This is a genomic window from Clostridium sp. CM027 (assembly GCF_024730565.1).
Taxonomy (GTDB): Bacteria; Bacillota; Clostridia; order Clostridiales; family Clostridiaceae; genus Clostridium_AD; species Clostridium_AD estertheticum_B.
In genome coordinates, this window is the sequence record NZ_CP077725.1 from 2810843 (window position 1) to 2829373 (window position 18531).

18 protein-coding genes are annotated in these 18531 nt (G+C 31.2%); 14 read left to right on the top strand and 4 right to left on the bottom strand.

The features are described 5' to 3' along the window. Window positions 1-5 precede the first annotated feature (5 nt). Together KTC92_RS13285 and KTC92_RS13290 are read left to right on the top strand one after the other, a co-directional pair. Window positions 6-746 (top strand): AIPR family protein, encoded by a 741-nt coding sequence (locus KTC92_RS13285; RefSeq protein WP_216302102.1) that lies wholly within the window; start codon window positions 6-8, stop codon window positions 744-746. A 209-nt stretch (window positions 747-955) separates the two neighbouring features. Next, entirely contained in the window at window positions 956-1303 is a 348-nt protein-coding gene (locus KTC92_RS13290; protein ID WP_216302101.1) for a TIGR04076 family protein, read from the top strand. A gap of 91 nt (window positions 1304-1394) precedes the next feature. On the opposite strand, the gene KTC92_RS13295 is transcribed toward KTC92_RS13290, so the two are convergent. Beyond that, a complete protein-coding gene (locus KTC92_RS13295) occupies window positions 1395-1580 on the bottom strand; it encodes a putative holin-like toxin (protein WP_253198108.1) in 186 nt (61 codons plus the stop codon). Window positions 1581-1915: 335 nt separating this feature from the next. On the opposite strand from KTC92_RS13295, the gene KTC92_RS13300 reads away from it, so the two are divergent. Then, window positions 1916-2566 carry a TetR/AcrR family transcriptional regulator gene (locus tag KTC92_RS13300; RefSeq protein WP_216302100.1) on the top strand — a complete coding sequence of 217 codons (651 nt, stop codon included), beginning with the start codon at window positions 1916-1918 and terminating at the stop codon, window positions 2564-2566. 73 nt (window positions 2567-2639) lie between these two features. Further along, the gene (locus KTC92_RS13305; protein ID WP_220286244.1) at window positions 2640-3713 is read left to right on the top strand and encodes an alpha/beta fold hydrolase; all 1074 of its coding nucleotides are present in this window, start codon (window positions 2640-2642) and stop codon (window positions 3711-3713) included. 21 nt (window positions 3714-3734) lie between these two features. Here the strand turns inward: KTC92_RS13305 and KTC92_RS13310 are convergent, their stop codons facing one another. Beyond that, entirely contained in the window at window positions 3735-3893 is a 159-nt protein-coding gene (locus tag KTC92_RS13310) for an ATP-binding protein (RefSeq protein WP_216302199.1), read from the bottom strand. 485 nt (window positions 3894-4378) lie between these two features. Between KTC92_RS13310 and KTC92_RS13315 the strand changes: the two genes are divergently transcribed. From KTC92_RS13315 to KTC92_RS13350, 8 genes are all read left to right on the top strand, one after another. After that, window positions 4379-5287 (top strand): alpha/beta fold hydrolase, encoded by a 909-nt coding sequence (locus KTC92_RS13315; RefSeq protein ID WP_216302098.1) that lies wholly within the window; start codon window positions 4379-4381, stop codon window positions 5285-5287. Window positions 5288-5342: 55 nt separating this feature from the next. Next, on the top strand, window positions 5343-6200 hold the full coding sequence (locus KTC92_RS13320) for an AraC family transcriptional regulator (RefSeq protein ID WP_216302097.1): 858 nt from the start codon (window positions 5343-5345) through the stop codon (window positions 6198-6200). 381 nt (window positions 6201-6581) lie between these two features. After that, window positions 6582-7448, top strand: coding sequence for a phage holin family protein (locus tag KTC92_RS13325; RefSeq protein ID WP_216302096.1), 867 nt, complete (start codon window positions 6582-6584; stop codon window positions 7446-7448). Between the two features lie 231 nt (window positions 7449-7679). Continuing rightward, window positions 7680-8882, top strand: coding sequence for an NAD(P)/FAD-dependent oxidoreductase (locus KTC92_RS13330; protein WP_216302095.1), 1203 nt, complete (start codon window positions 7680-7682; stop codon window positions 8880-8882). 110 nt (window positions 8883-8992) lie between these two features. After that, window positions 8993-9481 carry a MarR family transcriptional regulator gene (locus KTC92_RS13335; protein WP_220286245.1) on the top strand — a complete coding sequence of 163 codons (489 nt, stop codon included), beginning with the start codon at window positions 8993-8995 and terminating at the stop codon, window positions 9479-9481. Between the two features lie 83 nt (window positions 9482-9564). Then, window positions 9565-10743 (top strand): ArsA family ATPase, encoded by a 1179-nt coding sequence (locus KTC92_RS13340; protein ID WP_216302093.1) that lies wholly within the window; start codon window positions 9565-9567, stop codon window positions 10741-10743. Further along, on the top strand, window positions 10744-10968 hold the full coding sequence (locus KTC92_RS13345) for a hypothetical protein (RefSeq protein ID WP_216302092.1): 225 nt from the start codon (window positions 10744-10746) through the stop codon (window positions 10966-10968). 19 nt (window positions 10969-10987) lie between these two features. Beyond that, the gene (locus tag KTC92_RS13350) at window positions 10988-12181 is read left to right on the top strand and encodes an ArsA family ATPase (RefSeq protein ID WP_216302091.1); all 1194 of its coding nucleotides are present in this window, start codon (window positions 10988-10990) and stop codon (window positions 12179-12181) included. A gap of 124 nt (window positions 12182-12305) precedes the next feature. Here KTC92_RS13350 and KTC92_RS13355 read toward each other — a convergent pair whose 3' ends face one another. Both KTC92_RS13355 and KTC92_RS13360 read right to left on the bottom strand, forming a co-directional pair. Then, window positions 12306-12764, bottom strand: coding sequence for a GyrI-like domain-containing protein (locus KTC92_RS13355; RefSeq protein ID WP_216302090.1), 459 nt, complete (start codon window positions 12762-12764; stop codon window positions 12306-12308). A gap of 72 nt (window positions 12765-12836) precedes the next feature. Beyond that, complete coding sequence (locus KTC92_RS13360; RefSeq protein WP_220286246.1) at window positions 12837-13808, bottom strand: YafY family protein; 972 nt, start codon at window positions 13806-13808, stop codon at window positions 12837-12839. Window positions 13809-14181: 373 nt separating this feature from the next. On the opposite strand from KTC92_RS13360, the gene KTC92_RS13365 reads away from it, so the two are divergent. Together KTC92_RS13365 and KTC92_RS13370 are read left to right on the top strand one after the other, a co-directional pair. Further along, entirely contained in the window at window positions 14182-16200 is a 2019-nt protein-coding gene (locus tag KTC92_RS13365; protein ID WP_165412397.1) for a hypothetical protein, read from the top strand. Between the two features lie 46 nt (window positions 16201-16246). Further along, entirely contained in the window at window positions 16247-18454 is a 2208-nt protein-coding gene (locus KTC92_RS13370) for a glycosyl hydrolase family 18 protein (protein ID WP_258280604.1), read from the top strand. The last annotated feature ends 77 nt before the right edge of the window (window positions 18455-18531 follow it).

An 18531-nucleotide genomic window follows, 5' to 3' on the forward strand; every position in this document is an offset into this window, starting at 1 on the left:
TAACTATGATAGAAATTAGTTATTTTAGAGTTGGAATAGAGAATGTATATATACCATTGAGAATTGTTATAACGCAAAGAGATGATATAAAGAACGAAATAACTAAGGCTACCAATAATCAAAGTGAAGTTAAAAAGGAACAACTTGAAGCCTTATCAGAATTTCAAAGGAATTTAGAAGTCTTTTATCAGACGATAGATGAAAATGATTCTAACAAATTGTATTATGAAAGAAGAACTAATCAATATAATACACATAGTATTCAGAAAACAAGAATAATAGATATTCCAACGCAAATTAAAGTTTTCACATCTATGTTTTTGAATAATCCACATGGTGTCTCAGGTTACTATGGAACAATAGCAAAGAAAATGGGAAATAAAATATTTAAGCAAGGTCACAAACACCTACCATATTATACGAGTGCGTTAGCTTATTATAAATTAGAATCTTTGTTTAGAACTAATAGGATAGATAAATCAAACAAAAGAATGAGATATCACATATTAATGGCTATAAGAATAATAAGTACTAAAAATCAAGAAATGCCAGAGTTTAATAGTAATAAAGTTGAATCTTATTGTAAACCAATATTAGAAATAATAGACGATAATGATAAATTAGTTTTATTGGTTGAAGGCATAATTGAAATTATTACAAATGCATTAGGAGATAGTATTATAGAAAGGAAAATATTTGATAAAAAAGAGACTACCGATTTGGTATTAAACGAAATTAAAAAATAATCTAAAAAAAACCTCACTTAGTAGCGATACGGAGAACCGTACCATAAATAAATGAGGTTTTTGGCCTTAACCATTGATATTACTTGGTTAAGGTTGTCTTTATAGACTAAAATAATGTATCATAAGTAATAATAATTTTACAAAATATGTTATAATAAAATAGTAAATAAGTTTTAAGTGAAAGATAAATTAGAATTTGGAGGTTAATCATGAAAAAATGGTATGATGAGGAGTACGAATTTGAAATTGAGGTAACTGGGTTTCTTCGCAGTGACCATACAGAGCGATACTGCCGAAACGGCGAAGAAGTGGGGGATAAGTATACCTGCACCTATGGCTGTCCCATAAATTCGGATGGACAGGGTATCTGTTCCAAGGTTATGATGATTATGTTCCCAATCATGGAGTCGGTCAGAAGTGGCGGAGATTTAGAGAACATTGGCGGAAATGGTAAATATAGCAAGGACGTTGTATGCCCAGATGGCTGCGTCATGTTCAGGCTGACGGCAAAGAAACTTGACAATGAGAATTTTTATAAGGGGAAGTTTTTTGATTAGTTTTGATTTTTATTGTGCTCAGTTTTAAGATAAGCCGAAATATATAAATTCCAATTTGTAGATGAGATAATTATTTAAAAAATATTTATGTTTATTTTTCATGAAAATTTAATATAATATAAATAAGAAATGCAGAAAATAAAAACAGTAGCATCCAATTGCGAGGTGGGGCTACTATTTTTTTGAGATTTTTTTCTATAAGCAACACTATAAATGTTAATAATGCTATTAAGAATATACCTGCTGTAAATAGCAACATTAATGTATCGTTACTCATGTGTATCGCCCTCCCTTCAACAAGAGGTAAAGTGATACCAGTAGCCCGTATTCAACTATTAAATTGTGCTTTAGGATTATACCATAATTATGTAGATTATATACAGAAGAATAAAATGGTAAAATCTCATATAGTACAGATACGGAGAACCATACCATAAATAAATGAGGTTTTAATAGGAAGCTATTTGGCTTCCTATTCTTTATGGAGTTGATTAAACTAAATGGCTATTTTAGAGAAAAATGACAAAGTGTCATCTTGTATTGATTAATTTTAAAATATGAGTTATAATGAAAAAATAAATGACAAAGTGTCATTTAAGGTGGGAGGATGTTATGCCAAAAGTATCAGAAGAGTATATTGAAGAACGAAGAAAATTTATTATGCAATGTGCGAGTAATATTTATGAAGAAAAACCACTCTATAAGATTACAATGAGGGATATTATTAAAGAAACTGGTTTTAGTCAAGGAAATGTATATAGATATTTTAAGTCTGTGCTTGAGATATTTATTGCATTGGCAAATCAAAAACAACAACCATTTTATAATCGGTCTATGATTTTGGAAATTATAAATGCAGAGGAGTCAGCAAAGGAAAAGATTTATAGCTTATTTGAGCTTATTGGAGCATATATAGATCATGTCCTAGAAGAAATAGGGCCAAAGATGTATTATGAGCTTTCTAATCAAGCAAACGCTGATTTGAGCTTATGGCAAGAGATAGGAAATAAGTTATATTTTAAAGAAGTAATGAATGATATGATTCAACAAAGTGTTGCCTATGTATCTAGTGAAATAGACTCAGGAAGAATGCTACCGGAAGAGGATTTATATAATATTATTCAGTATATAGGTATAGTGATAGATGGTATAGTAAATCATGTAGCATTGCAAAAAATGAATCATTTAAATGAGATTAATGTTAAGATGATGATAAAAATACTAGCAGATTCAGTTATTCAAATGTTAAATATAAAAGATTAAATTAATTATTAAACATTTGAATTTATTGCAAAGGAAGGGTATGAATAAAATTAGGGTGAAGAGGTATTTTAAAATGTTTAGTATTGTAATAGGTACAATAATAGGATTGTTATTAATTATGTTATTTATTTTATGGTTATGGGGTCCAGGGAAAGTAGAATCATACCTTGATGAAAATGGAAATGTATTAGAAGGAAGCGTATCAGAAATTGCAAGGGTTGAAATTGGTGGCTTAGAGCAAGGTATGATTATTAAAGGTAAAAAAGATACTAATCCTGTGTTATTATTTTTACATGGTGGACCTGGCAATCCAGAATATGTTCTTGCAAAAGAATATAATATTAATTTAGAAGATTATTTTACAGTTTGTTGGTGGGAACAAAGAGGAAGTGGAATGTCTTATTCTTCATCAATTGAAAAGGGAAGTATAACTCTGGATCAAATGATTTTTGATACTGTAGAGGTCACAAATTACTTAAGAGAGAGATTTGGTAAAGAAAAAATATATATAATGGGACACTCATGGGGATCATTTTTGGGGATAAATTCTATTGATAGATATCCTGAACTTTATGAAGCCTATTTAGGAATTGGACAAGTTGTTAATCAATTTGAGTCAGAAAAACTTGGATATGAACTTATGTTATCAACAGCTGAAGCAAATGGGGATGAGAAGTCTATAAAAAATCTTAAGAAATTTACACTTAATACACCTGAGGACATAACTACTGATTATCTTATGGTACGTTCTTCAATTATGAATGAACAGGGGTATGGTGTATTTCATATGCCAAAATCAAAATGCGGGTTGTTAATGCCAATATTTAAGGCTAAGGAGTATACAATAAAAGATAAATATGGATATGCAGCAGGTTCTTTATTATCCCTTGAACAGCCTATGAATCACTCTATAAATATTACTAATTTAAATGAAACAATTAAAGAATTGAAAGTACCAGTATACATTTTTCATGGTATATATGATAAGCAGGTTTCTTATGACATTGCTTTAAAATATTATGAAGGATTAAAAGCTCCTAAAAAGCAATTCTACAAATTGGAAAATTCTGAACATAGCCCATTTATGGAAGAAGTAGATAAATTCATGGGAATAATAAAAGAGGATATACTCCAAGTATATAGTTGAATATATTATTCTTTTATATTTCTAACATATAAACCAATTTGAGAAGTTGGGATTTGTAGTAATGATTGTACAATGTCTTTCATATCTTTTTGATATTAGTTGAAAAAATAAATTTGCAGCATCAATATCTATAGGTAAATAACCTATTTCATATATAATTAAAATTTTATATTTACAAATTCATTGCTATTATTCCAACTATAGTTTTTGAAATAGTACATTTAATAATTATTTATGTAGATTTCAAGGTGATAGGTTAAACGAAAAACCGCACTTGATACTGATAAGGAGAACCATACCACAAACAACGTAGACTTTTCTCGAAATTACTGGTATGACTGGTTTCAAAAGAGATAATAGGGTTCTAAGGCGTATCATAACTTAAATAAATTACAAAAATAGTAGCTATCCAATTGCAACTGGGGCTGCTATTTTTTGAGACTTTTTTTTTATGTAACACTATTAATGTTAATAGTGTTATTAAGAATTACCCTGCCTAGAAATAGTAACAGTAAAATGTAGTTAATATTTAATTAGTTTAGAATGAATTAATTTAGACAAATTAAAGCACAAAAAGACGGAACTAAGATTCTATATTCTGATATACTTTAGTTTAGCTAAGAAGTTAGGAAATAATTAAGGTTATTATAGGGAGGACGTATTAGATGGGAGATTATTATAAAATTAGGGGAAAAGATATCTATACTGAAATTCTAGGAGAGGATTCATCACCAGTATTGTTATTTATTCATGGTGGGCCCGGTGGAATTGGTGTTGTAGATTTTATTCAATATCAGGGGGAAAGATTATCAAAGAACTTTAAAGTTATAGCTCCAGAGCAAAGGGGAGTATGGAGATCTGAGGCTATTTTAGATGAAGAAAATATTTCACTAGAAGATATTATTGAAGACTTTGAAGAATTAAGAAAAAAATTACATATAAATAAATGGTCACTGCTTAGTCACTCATTTGGTGGGTATATTGCTGTTCTTTATGCTAATTTATACCCTGATTCTATTGAATATATGATATATGAATGTCCGTCTTTTGATTTTGCACTTTCAGAGCGTTCTATGCTAAAGGCGGCAGCTAATGAATTGGCTAAGTTAGGAAACCCTATATTGGCAGAAGAATATTTTAAAGCATTAAAAGATATTAAAGATTACAAAGGAATTAATAAACTTCTTATGAAGGCATTAAATGAGCTTGGAGGGAACTGTAATAACTTTATGTGGTATGGAAATGATAAGCGAATAATTGAAAAAATAGCTGTGGCTACTAAAGATGGTGGAAGCTTATGGCGTAAATCTACAAATACAAGAATGAAATTACTAAAGGATTGGCGAGTATATAATGATGTATTTACTGAATTATCAAATGTAAATAAGTCTTCTTTATTAATTAAAGGTAAATATGATCCAATAACTTGTGAAGTACAAACAGAGGAATTTATGAAGCGAGCGAAAGACAAACAAGTGGTTACATTTGATTTTTCTGGTCATTATGCTAGAATTGAAGAGCCTGATAAGTATTGTGAAGTTATAACAAGTTATATATATAAGATGATGAAATAAGTGGAATTCCATATAATGATTTTGAAAGGAGAGGAGGAAGTTAGAAATAATTACATTGCTTAACAATACACTTGAATACATTGAAAGAAATTTGGACGCAGTACTTAATATAGATGACATATCAAAAGTTGCATGTTCATCACGATATCACTTTCAGCGTGTTTTTTATGCATTAACAGGATTTACAGTAACTCAGTATATAAGAAATCGCAGACTTACCCTTGCCGCAGAAGAGTTGGTTGCAACAGACAAAAGAGTAACTGATATAGCATTGAAATATGGTTATGAAAATCCCGAAGCATTTACCAAAGCTTTTAAAAGATTGCATGGGATATCACCATCAGCTTTAAAAAAGCTTAATGGAAAAATTAAAGCTTTTCCCAAGATTTCTTTTCAAATATCAATAAAAGGAGAATATGAAATTATTTATAGAATAGTTGAAAAGGGAGATCTCAAAGTATTTGGTGCAGAATTTGTAACAACGGCGCTTAATGATGCTGCGTATGAGGAGATACCCAAATTTATTAATAAGATTTTTAAAAATGGAACACATGATAGGATAAATGAACTTCGAGGAAACCCCAAAGGCACTTTGTTAAATGGATTTCATTATGGATTTGAAGAAGATGGAACAAGAAAATATATAATGGGAGATGAAATTCTCGAAGAAGATATACCAGATGAATTTACTATACTAGAGGTACCAAAACTTACATGGGCAGTATTTGAAGGTAATGGAGCTGTGCCCAATAATTTGATTATACAAGATATTTGGAGACGTATATATTCAGAATGGTTCCCCTCTTCTGGATTTGAACAAATGGAGGGGCCATGTATTGAAAAAAACTTTTGGAATGATGATGGGCAGAGTGGATATAGATGCGAAGTATGGATTCCTATAAGGAGAAAATAGATTAATTAGTATAATATATTTATACCATATTCCTAGTAGACAACTTAGGAAAAGTCTACGTTATACCCGTTACGGTGAACCATACCATAAGTAACGTAGAATTTATTTGTGGAAGTTCACCTTGCTTAATACGAGTTTATCGAAATCTGTAGATGTATTCTTAAAGTTATCCACAACCATAGTATGAAACCGCCACTTTATCAACATTTTATTCATATTAGTATACAGTCATTTGTCATCTCCAACTAATATTATTTAGAATATGGATAAATATATCTATGCCAGTACTCTTAAATGCTGCATATATTATATGGAACAAATAATTTGTTTTAATTATTTGTCCCATGTTTATAGTTGTCTAGTATTAATGGAGATGAGAAAATGGACAAGAACAACATTTTTTTAAAAATATATGGAATATCTGGAATATTGGGCATCCTTTCTAAAATATTCACAAGCATACAAACTTCATATACTATACTTTTGGTGCTTATTAGCTTAGATACTATTACAGGAATATATACTGCTATAAAATATAAAAGGTTTTCAAGTGTGGGACTACGTAAATTCACTAAAAAAGTTAGCACTTATACACTTTCCATAATTACAGTTAAATTGTTAGAGAATATTATAGTTCCAATAGTAAATACAAGCATGTTATCTCAAACTGTTATAGCTTTTCTAGCAATTACAGAGAGCATAAGTATTTTAGAAAATCTAACATTAGTCGGAGTGCCTATACCTTCTAATTTTTTACCTTTATTGATTAAGACCTTAAAGATACCAGGATTAAATAATTTGTTGGAAGATTCGAAACACAACAAGGAAGAATCCTCTGCTATTGATGATATTGATGATATAGTAAATTATCAAATTCCTACTTTTGAGGATAAATATATGAGGATGTTTTTAGAAATTAAATATGATGTATGGAAGTCTATTATTAATCAAATCATGCTTATAAATGAAACTATTCAGGATAATCCAGATATTTTGTTTTGTAAGATACTATCATTAGTAGAGTTAGGCATTAACGATACGAATAAGAGATGGGTAGAAGAGAAAATTCCAATTAAATATATTGAAAAAATATCGCAAGAACATCAGTCTAAAATAGATAAGTGCATAGAGAAGCTAAAAATCATTTGTTACTCTGAGAAAACTACAGGGGAGAAAAAAGATCAGATTATTGATTGTATTCTAATAGCTTTATATCAAACAATAATTGATGCACGTAAAATGATATAATAATAAATCCTAGCTTCATTTGAATTCTAGGATTTATTATTAGTATAATTACTACTATAAATAGAATAGAAGGGAGGGATTATTATAGATGAGTCACAATTATTAAAAGGCATTTTAGAAGGTAGCGTATTAAGCATTATTTTTCAGGGTGAAACTTGCGATAAAAATATTATGAGGATTTTAAAAAAGTGTATTAAAGGACTAAAAAATGAAAATTAGTGAGGTGTGTTTATGCTAAAAGTTATTGTTGTTGGAGGAGGACCTGCTGGTATCATGGCAGCTATCAGTGCAGCAAAAAATAGTGAAGTTATATTAATAGAAAGAAACAAAGAAATTGGTGCAAAGCTAAAACTTACGGGTGGAGGCAGATGCAATATTACAAATAATAGAGATATAGAGGAATTTTTTGATAAGATAGTAAGTAATAAGAAATTTCTATATAGCGCTCTTTATACATTTTCAAATAATCAACTTTTAGAATACTTTAAAGGAATTGGATTAGAATATAAGGAGGAGCTTGACCAAAAGATATATACCAAAAGTAATAGGGCCGATGAAGTTATAGAATTACTGAAAAATGATTTAGAAAGAAATAATGTTAAGATTATGTATAACAGTAAGGTTCAAGGGTTGATAGTTGAAGATGGACAAATTAAAGGTGTAGTAACGGATGATGGCAAGCGGATTTTAGGCGAAAAGGTAATTGTTACAACAGGAGGAAAGAGCTACCCAGATTCTGGTTCAGATGGTTCTATGTTTGAAGTATTAAGTAAATGTGGACACACTATAACACCTTTATACGCAGCATTAATCCCATTAGTTATAAAGGAAGAGTTTGTTAAGAGTTTACAAGGCGTTGCAATGAAGGATGTTGTAGTTTCAGCTAAGATTAAAAAGAAGAGTATAGAAAAGTTTGGTGATATGATATTCACTCATTTTGGAATATCAGGACCAGCAGTGTTAAAGCTTTCATCTTATATAAGCAAAGCTTTAGGAGAGGGAGAAGTACAAGTTACTTTAGATTTTTTAAGAAATAAGTCTAAGGAGGAAATATCAGAGATTATGTGGAGCAATCCAAATAAGACTGTACTTAATAATTTAAAAGGCATTCTTCCACAAAATTACTTGAAAGAAATATTTGATATGTTAGGAGTAACAGAGGTTAAGATTAATGACTTAAAGAAGACTGATGAGAATAAGATAATTACTTATATGAAGGAAATGAAACTAACAGTTAGAGAAACTTTATCGATTAAAGCAGCTCAAGTAACTTCAGGTGGAGTTAAAGTTAAAGAAATAAATGCTTCAACTATGGAATCAAAACTTATAAAAAATCTTTATTTTGCAGGAGAAGTTATGGATATTGATGCTGAGACAGGTGGATATAATCTTCAAATGGCATTTTCTACAGGATACTTAGCGGGAAGCAATTAAGCACAGAAGGGTACATGTAATACTTTTTCATGCAATTTTATTGACAAGAAAATACTTCGGTGATAGAATTAAAATATAATTCGTAACAAGAACTAATTCGGAGGAAGTTTATGGATATAAACAAAATAGAGCAAATTATTTTTAATCATATTGATGAGTTTAAGGTTTTGTTTTTTCCAGAACAGTGGAGTGATATATTCTTAGATTTTTCTAAGAATGAAATATTAGCATTATTATTCTTGCATCGAAAAAAGAATGCTAATATGACGGAAATAGCAGAGTACATAAATGCTCCATTAAATACTGCCACAGGGGTTATCGCTAGATTAGAAAAAAAGCTAATGGTAGAAAGAATAAGAAGTGCAGAGGATAGAAGAATAGTTTTAATAACCCTTACAGAGGTTGCAAGTACTGTGATTGAGAAGGAAAAGGCTATGATTGTTAAATATTTTATTGAGATTTACGGAAAGCTTACCGAGGAGGAAATTTCTTCAGCTTTAAGTATTTATAACAAAGTACTGGGAGTTTTTAAGGGAATTAAGAATCCAGTTAAAGAAGATGTTCCTGTTAAAAAATTAAGAAAAATAATTATTGAATAGCTCAGTGAACCTGAGTTATTTTAAGAAGAAATACTTCGTTAAAAGAACTATTCAATTAAAGAATTAAAATTAGGAGGGTTGATATGAAAAGAATAATTATTTTTACTGGAAAAGGTGGAGTGGGTAAAACAAGCGCCGCAGCAGCTCATGCACTTAAGGCTTCAATAGAGGGAATAAAAACTTTAATTGTTAGCACTGATATGGCACATAACTTGAGTGATATTTTTATGCAACAAATAAAGAATGAGCCTACAGAAATGCGGGAAAATTTATGGGGGCTTGAAATTGATCCTAATTATGAAATGGAGAATTATTATGGGAGTATTCAAGCTGCTTTTAAAAAAATGATGGTTTTTAAAGATGAAGAGCAAGCAGAAAGTTTTGAGGATATTGTTGTGTTTCCAGGAATGGAAGAGCTATTTTGTCTTTTGAAAATTAAAGATTTATATGACAAAGGTACTTATGACCTAATAATTGTGGATAGTGCACCCACAGGAGAGACCATATCCCTTTTAAAATTTCCAGAGCTTATGAGTTGGTACATGGAGAAATTATTTCCCATTGGAAAGGTTGCAATGAAAGTGCTCAGACCTATCTCTAAAATAGCATTTAAAATAGAAATGCCTGATAAGCAAGCTATGAATGATATTGAAAAACTTTATATAATGCTAACAGATCTTCAAAACTTATTTAAGGATAGAGAGAGTTGCAGTATAAGATTGGTTACAATTCCTGAAAAAATGGTTATTGAAGAGACCAAGAGAAATTACATGTATTTAAATCTTTATAATTTTAATGTAGATGCAATATATATTAACAGGATAATACCCCAGGATATAGGTAATGAATTTTTTGATGAGTGGAAATGCATTCAAGGAAAGTACATGGAAGAAATAGATTCAGTATTTTTGAATTTACCGAGGTTCAAAATTAAATGGTATGAGGTAGATATTAATGGAATTTGCGGCTTAGAAAGGATAGTTGTGGATTCTCTGAATGTTAAGGATATATTTAAGGTTCAAAAAATAACCTTTAACGAGAAATTTGAAAAGGTTGAGGGTGGTTATAAGCTTCAAGTTTATGTGCCTTTTGGAGATAAGAAAGACTTAGAACTGTATGAAACTGGTTCTGATATATCCATAAAAATAGGCAATTTTAAGAGGAATATTCCTTGTCCAAATTCACTGAGAAAATACTCAATAAGTAAAGCTGATTTTAATGAGGATTATCTATCTATTTATTTTGATGAGAAGGTGGATTAGATGAATGGTGAAATAATTAAAAAATTGATAAGAATAGAAAAACTTAAATATGAGGTTATAAAAGATGTTTTGCCAGAAAAAATCTTGCACAAGATCAATAACTTTGAGAAGGAAGCAATTATCCTTATTAAGGATATTGGATTGGATCTTATTAACGAGGGTTGTGAAAAAGCGGAAGAGGAAGCAAACCAAGAGATTAAAAAGGTTAAAGTAGATTTTTTATAATTGAATTGGAGGGATTAAAATGAGAATTATTTTATATACAGGAAAAGGTGGAGTTGGAAAAACTAGTGTCGCATCAGCCGCAGCCTGCCAGATTGCAAAGCAGGGGAAAAATGTGATTATAATGAGCACTGATCAGGCTCATAGTCTTTCCGATGCCTTCGGTGTAAAGCTATCGAATACACCTACCCAAATTTCAGAAAATTTAGAAGCTATAGAGGTGGATGCTCTTATTGAAAATGAAGCTATTTGGGGGAATATCAAAGGCTATATAGAAAAATTGATGCTTTTAAAAAATGCAAAAACCATTGAGGTTGAAGAATTACTGGTTTTCCCAGGGTTCGAGGATCTGATCTCCTTACTTAAAATTAAACAGATTAATGATGAAAATAACTATGAGGTGTTAATAGTTGATTGTGCTCCTACTGGCGAAACTATGTCGCTTTTGAAGTTTCCAGAGCTTTTCAAGTGGTGGATGGACAAAATTTTTCCTATGAAAAGAAAGATGGCAAAAATTGCAAAGCCAATAATTGAGCATACAGTAAAGATTCCGCTTCCTGATGAGAGAACTTTTGATGAAATAGAAATGCTATATAAGAAAATTGATGAACTCCATAAGTTAATGCTCCAAAAGGATAAGGTAAGCCTTAGAATAGTTACTACTCCAGAAAAGATTGTTATCAAGGAAGCTAAAAGAAATTTTTCTTATTTGCATCTCTATGATTTTAATGTAGACGCAATTATTGTAAATAAAATAATTTCAGAAGAGGGAGGGAAAGGATATTTCGAAAAATGGATGAAGCTTCAAAGTGAAAATCTTAAGGAGATAAGTGAAAGTTTTAGCCCGGTACCAATTTTCAAAACTGAGTTAATGCATAGCGAGGTTAGGAATTATGAGGTCCTATTAAATATGGGAGAAAGTATATTTAAAGAAGTTTCTGCAGACAAAGTGCTCTTTAAAGACAAAATTTTTGAAATTGAAAAATCAAGTACAGATGAAAGCTATTATTTAAATATCAATATGCCTTTTGTAGATAAAAATGAATTAAATTTACTTCAAAATGGAGATGAAATTAGTATTTCCATTAAAAATGAAAAACGAAATTTTGTACTTCCACAAAAATTACAATCAAAGGAAATCATTAAAGCCGGTTACAAGGATGGGAAATTAAGAATACAATTTAATTTTAGGGAGCAAAAAGTGAAATATATTTAGTAGATATAAGAAGTTCTGATTATCTTAAAATTAATATTTTAGCTAGGGTAGCAGGTATAATTCGTTATATGTGATAATAACTCATAATTTGGTGGAAGTCACCCAATTATGAGTTATAAAAGTGTTATTTAATAGGAACACATATGTCAAATTGTCCATTATTCATAAATCTCTCGTCGTACAATTCTAGTAGGGGTCTACAATCAAATTCATACGAAGAGGATGGAATGAACTTTTCAAATACATCATTGTAAAATGCACCTAAATCTTTTATAGCTCCACTATAAGTATACACCATGTACTTACCCTCTGGGACAACCTTTGTTACCATACCTTCAGGTACATCAGAAAAGCTGTCTACTTCGGCGCAAGCAGTATAGTTGAACCTACCTTCTGAATCCATTCCACAATTTCCATAATCACATATACCATAATACAGCATGGACTTGCTTTTTTGCTTTATGTCTCCGCAGTTTTTGTTAAATGATTCCCAAAGAGTAGCAATTTCACTATTACTATTGTTTCCAAAATAAGGTATACCTACAGCCTTAAATCCTTCAAAGCTTACTATTTTTTCTTCCATAATTATTGCCTCCATCCATTTATTTGATATCACAATTATATCAGGGAATCCTTGCCAACAGTATGTCAGGAATTATGTAGCCCTATATAAATATGAAATTATATTTGTTTTTCTAATTATGTACGATCTAAGCTCTATAGGCTCTAAAACCTCAATTCTATCACTTAAAGGAAAAATTACATTGCAGGCAGTTTGAAAACTTATCATGTCGATATCATAAAACCAATTATCATTAACTTTCATGGAAGAGAGTACACAAAAGCCTTCAAGGGTCCGCTTCTTTTCCTCATAGAATTTAATTTTAACAGGGTATGAAGCGTGGTTTACTTTGAGGTAGGATTGTCTCACAAATTGATGCTTACTATTTTCCCAAAACTTTCCCAGGTTAAAGTTCTCATCCATGCTGAAGCTTTCATCTAGCACTTCAATACTTTCAATTCTGCTACATTTAAAAATTCTAATCTCGTTTTTTAATTCACAAAACGCTACCACATACCACTGAGAATCTTTTACCACAGCACCATAAGGTCTTATAATCCTTTCGGATACTTCTCCGTCAAATTTTTTATAGTGAACTTTTAACTTTTTTAAATTAAGCACTGATTTTTTTATTATATCTACATTCTGATTTTGTATTCGCGTGCCCCACCAAGGTTGCGAATCAATAAAAAACCTTTCCTTAGCTTTAATAATTTCTTCTCTATGTTCCTTTGATACACTATTTTCAAGCTTAATGACGGCAAGTTTTAGTTGCTGCGACATTTCAGTATTTTTTTCTGAGTGTATACCCATACCTGAAAGCAATAGATTAACTACATCTCCGCTCGCTAGGTTATTAGAATTGATTTTATACCCCTCAACAAAAGAAAAACCTCCACTGGGACCTGGAATTGATAAAATAGGAATACCTGATTCGCACAATATATCCATATCTCTGTATATAGTTCTTTCTGAGGTTTCAAGTATTTTTGATAAATTTCCGGCTTTCATTATTCCTCGTGTATTAAGCAACATAATAATTCCGAGCAGCCTGTGAAGTCTCATGAAATCACACCCTTATTATTAATTTATTTTATAGATTGAAAAAAGCACTTTAAATCCTTATTAACGATGTCATTTTTTTCCTCATTTGCTATTCTATAAATAGAATAGCATTATATGAAATATGCGTCAATATTATAGGGGGTGGGAATGGGAGCTACTTTACTACCTTATATTATCTATGGATAAATTTATTTTATATTTTAAACCATTATCGACCATTAATTCAAAGAAAACATCGTTTTAAGCATTAAATCCTAGAAGAAAATTGGAAAATAATTAAAAATGACCGAAAAAAGGGAGTGATTTTGGTTGAAACCTGACCTGCTATCATGACATAATAATGGTAATAAATACATATATAAGGGAGAAAAAAATGAAAAGAGGAATTAATAAAAACTCATGCCTATCAGTAATTATAGTAATGTTGTTTTTTATTACTATGATTCCAGCAAAAATTACTTTTGCGTCAGCAGCAGATGCACCAGGGGTGGCATCATTATCTCATGATCAATGGTCAGGTGATTTAGATGGTAATTACAATATTACATTAAGTATGTGGCATGGAAATAATGGGACAAGCTACAAACTTTATGAAAAGATAGGAGGATTAAGTGAATTTAAGGTGGTTGACGAGGGGGATTTAACTGATAACACACCAGCAGCACAATCTAAAGCGATTAGTATTAAAGGAAGAACAATTCCTGCAACATATTTTTATTATGTTGAATTAATTAATAGTTTTGGGAAATCAAAAAGTAATGTAATTGAAGTTTCCGTTGGAACAGCGAATGAAAGTAAAATACTAATTGAGGGCATTGATGGAGATTCTCAAGCGCTTCAAGCAGTAATTACACAGGGTACAAATAAATATAAAGTAGTTAATAATAATACAAAGGAGCCACAATATAGCGTGAAAATAAGTAATTCATCAGTACTTAAAGCGACTATAGACAATGATGGTAATTTAACATTAGAAGGACTTGCGGCTGGAAGAAGTGGACTTCAAATCCATGAAGCAAGCACAAATGAAACTAGATACATAGGAGTAAAAATTAAAGAGGCTAATGGTGACTTACCAGGTATGCCTAAGTATTTATCTTTAGGACAAGTCTCAGAGGATAAAAAAGGAGATTTAGATTTTTGGAAAGATATAGATATAGATAATACAAATAAGAGAATGGATGTTAGATATATATATATAAATGGGGGACCTCTAGCTAATGGGTGGAGAGAGTGGACAACTGTTGATGGAGATAGGGCTAAGAATTATATTAAAGAAAGTTTAAAGCTTGGAATAATTCCATTCTTTGTTTACTATAACATTCCGGATAGCGGAGAAAACTATGAATTAGATTTAGCCCATATCAATAGTAAGGAATATATGGAAGCTTATTTCAAAAATTTAAAATTCTTTTTGGATATATGTGTTGAATATGGACAAGGCGAAACTATAGGAATGGTATTTGAACCAGATTTCTTAGGATATATGATGCAACAATCTAAGAAAAAACCAAATGAAATATCAGCTTTAGTTGAAGCCGCTTATTCATCGGGTGTGCTACAAAAGGGTGTAGACCCAGAGTTTAATAATACGGTGGAAGGCCTTGTTACTTCTATAAACTATACTGTTAATAAATATTATCCTAAAGCATATAATGGATGGCAATTTAATACATGGGCTTATGAAAACGGAGAAATACCAGGACAAGGCTTAATGCATTTAACTGAAAGAGATGGATGGGCAGCGGGAAGACAACAAATTGAAGCAGTGGCGAAAGAAACTGCTGAATATTATTTAGCAGCTGGAATTACAAGCTATGATGCAGAATTTATTTCTATAGATAAGTATGGATTAGATGGAGGTGTTTGCGAAACAGGAGCAGCTGTAAATCCAAAATCTTCTAAATGGTTTTGGAATGCAGACCTTTGGAATAATTACTTGTTATATACAAAAACTCTTCATGAAACTACAAAAAAGCCGGTTATACTATGGCAAATTCCTGTGGGACATATTAATGGAACTGTTGAAAACAGTCCATATACTGGCAAACCATTTGAAACTTTAACTAACAAGGATACGACAGGTGAAGATTCAGCACCATCATTCTTCTTTGGAGATACATTTAAAGCTGGAAATTCTGATAGAGTAGATTATTTTGCTTCAAATGGGGCTAATGATCCTGATATAAAAAGGCAAGGAGACACTATTACTTGGGGAAGTCATATGGGTGAAGCTAGAGATGCGGGAGTAGTATCAATGTTGTTTGGTGCTGGTGTTAATTCTAGTACTGATGCAGTTGGATCACCACCTACTGAAGATTATTGGTGGATTACAAAAGCGCAACAATATTATAAAAATCCAGTTTATTTAAATAAAACTGTAAATCAATAACTTTTCTGTTAGTGTAAATTTTATAAAAAATAAGGAGGCGCAATAAGTGAAAGTAATCAAATTTAAAAAGGCGATGGCAGCAATTATGGTATCTGTTTTTGCAGTTAGTACATTTGCAACACCGGCGAAGGCAGTTACAAGCGATGAAAAGACGAAAGACTTAGAAAGAAAGGTAGTTGGATATTTTCCAGAATGGGCTTACAAAAGTGAAGTTCAAGGTAATTTCGATGTAGCTGATTTACAATGGGATTCTTTAACACATATCCAATATTCATTTGCAATGGTTGGAGAAGACAATAAAATTGGATTTGGAGATAAAAAAGCAGCTATTGAAGAGGATTTCGCAGATCATAAATTAGAGCATAATGGGAAGGAGGTAAAGTTGGATCCAAATCTACCATATAAAGGTCACTTTAATGTATTACAACAAATGAAAAAACAATATCCAGATGTAGATTTATTAATATCTGTAGGTGGATGGACAGGAACTAGAGGTTTTTATAAAATGATAGATACAGATTCTGGGATTAACACATTTGCTGATTCTTGTGTTGACTTTATTAGAAAATATGGGTTTGATGGCGTGGATATTGATTTCGAATATCCATCATCAGTAGCTACATCTGGGAATCCTGCGGATGCAGATTTATCAGAACCAAGAAGAGCTGTATTAAATGAAAGATACAACGTTTTAATGAAAACGTTAAGAGAAAAATTAGATGCAGCTTCAAAAGCAGATAATGAAAAATATTTATTAACTGCAGCAGTTACTGCTTCATCTTGGGTGCTTGGTGGAGTTCAAGATAATAGATATGCAAGTTATTTAGATTTTCTAAGTATAATGTCATATGATTTTCATGGTGGATGGAATGAAAATGTTGAAAACTTAGCAAATATCTACCCAGATGCAGCTGATAATGAAACTACTGGAATGGCGATGCCAACTCTTAATATGGATTGGGCATACAAGTTCTATAGAGGGGTGCTTCCTCCAGAAAAGATTTTAATGGGAATTCCATACTATACAAGAGGCTGGGAAAACGTACAAGGTGGGAATGGTTCAGGTTTACATGGTAAAAGTAAAACACCTGCCGCAGGAAAGTACAACCTTTGGGGAGATGATGATAATAAAGATGGAACTCCGGACCCTGCTGGCACTAATCCATTATGGCATGTATTAAACCTTATGGAAAAAGATCCTAACTTGAAAATTCACTGGGACGATGTTGGTAAGGTGCCATATGTGTGGCAAGGAGATAAAAAAGTATTTTTATCTTTCGAAAACGAACAATCAATAGATGAAAGAGTTAAGTACATTGGAGATAAAAACTTAGGTGGAGCTTTAATCTGGGTTATGAATGGTGACTATGGTGTTAATCCTAACTATGTTAAAGGTTCAGATAAGACAAACGAAGGTAAATATACTTTCGGGGATACATTAACTAAAAATCTGAAAAGTGGATTAGATAAAATGGGAAATTGTAAAGAAACAAAAGAAGATATTGGAGATGCTCAAGCAATCGATGTTAAAGTTGATACTATTACTAAATATGATCATCCAAATGGAGAAACCGTATTCACAGTAACTAACAATACTGGAGCAACGATTCCTAAGGGATGGGAGATTCAATTTGATATACCTAAATCTGCTTTATACGTTGGAGCGGAAGGAGGAACTGGAACTGTTACAGAAGTTGGCGATTTCTATAGAGTAAACTTAAAAACATCTGGTTGGACTGATATTCCAAATGGTAGGACCGCATCAGTTAAGGCTAAGATGAAGTTATGTTTCGCGGGAGTTAAAAATATAAAGATTAATGGGAAGATTCCTGCTAGTCAACCTGTTAATGGTAATCATCTTCCTACACTTAAAGGTGTTAAAGATCAAGTTATAGTAGAAGGGTCACCTTTTAATATTATGAATGGTATTTTTGCAAATGATGTAGAAGATGGAGATATAACTAGTAGTATAGCTGTATCAGGTGAAGTTGATACAAAAAAGGTTGGAACTTATACAGTAAAATATAGTATTACAGATAAGGGTGGAATGGTAGATAAAAAAGATGCAAAAATATATGTTATTCCTAAAGCTCATTCAAATGCAGCTATTTGGGATGCCGGAACTTTATATACAAATGGACAAAAGGTAGTATATGAAGGTAAGATTTATGAAAATATTTCGTGGTGGACACCTGCTGGAACATTACCAACGAGTGTGTCACATTACAAAGTTATTGTTGATTTATCGCTGTAAAGTAATGCAGATGGTGATAATATCATTGATATATATGACTTAGTTATAGTAGGAAAAGATATGTAATTAAATGAAAA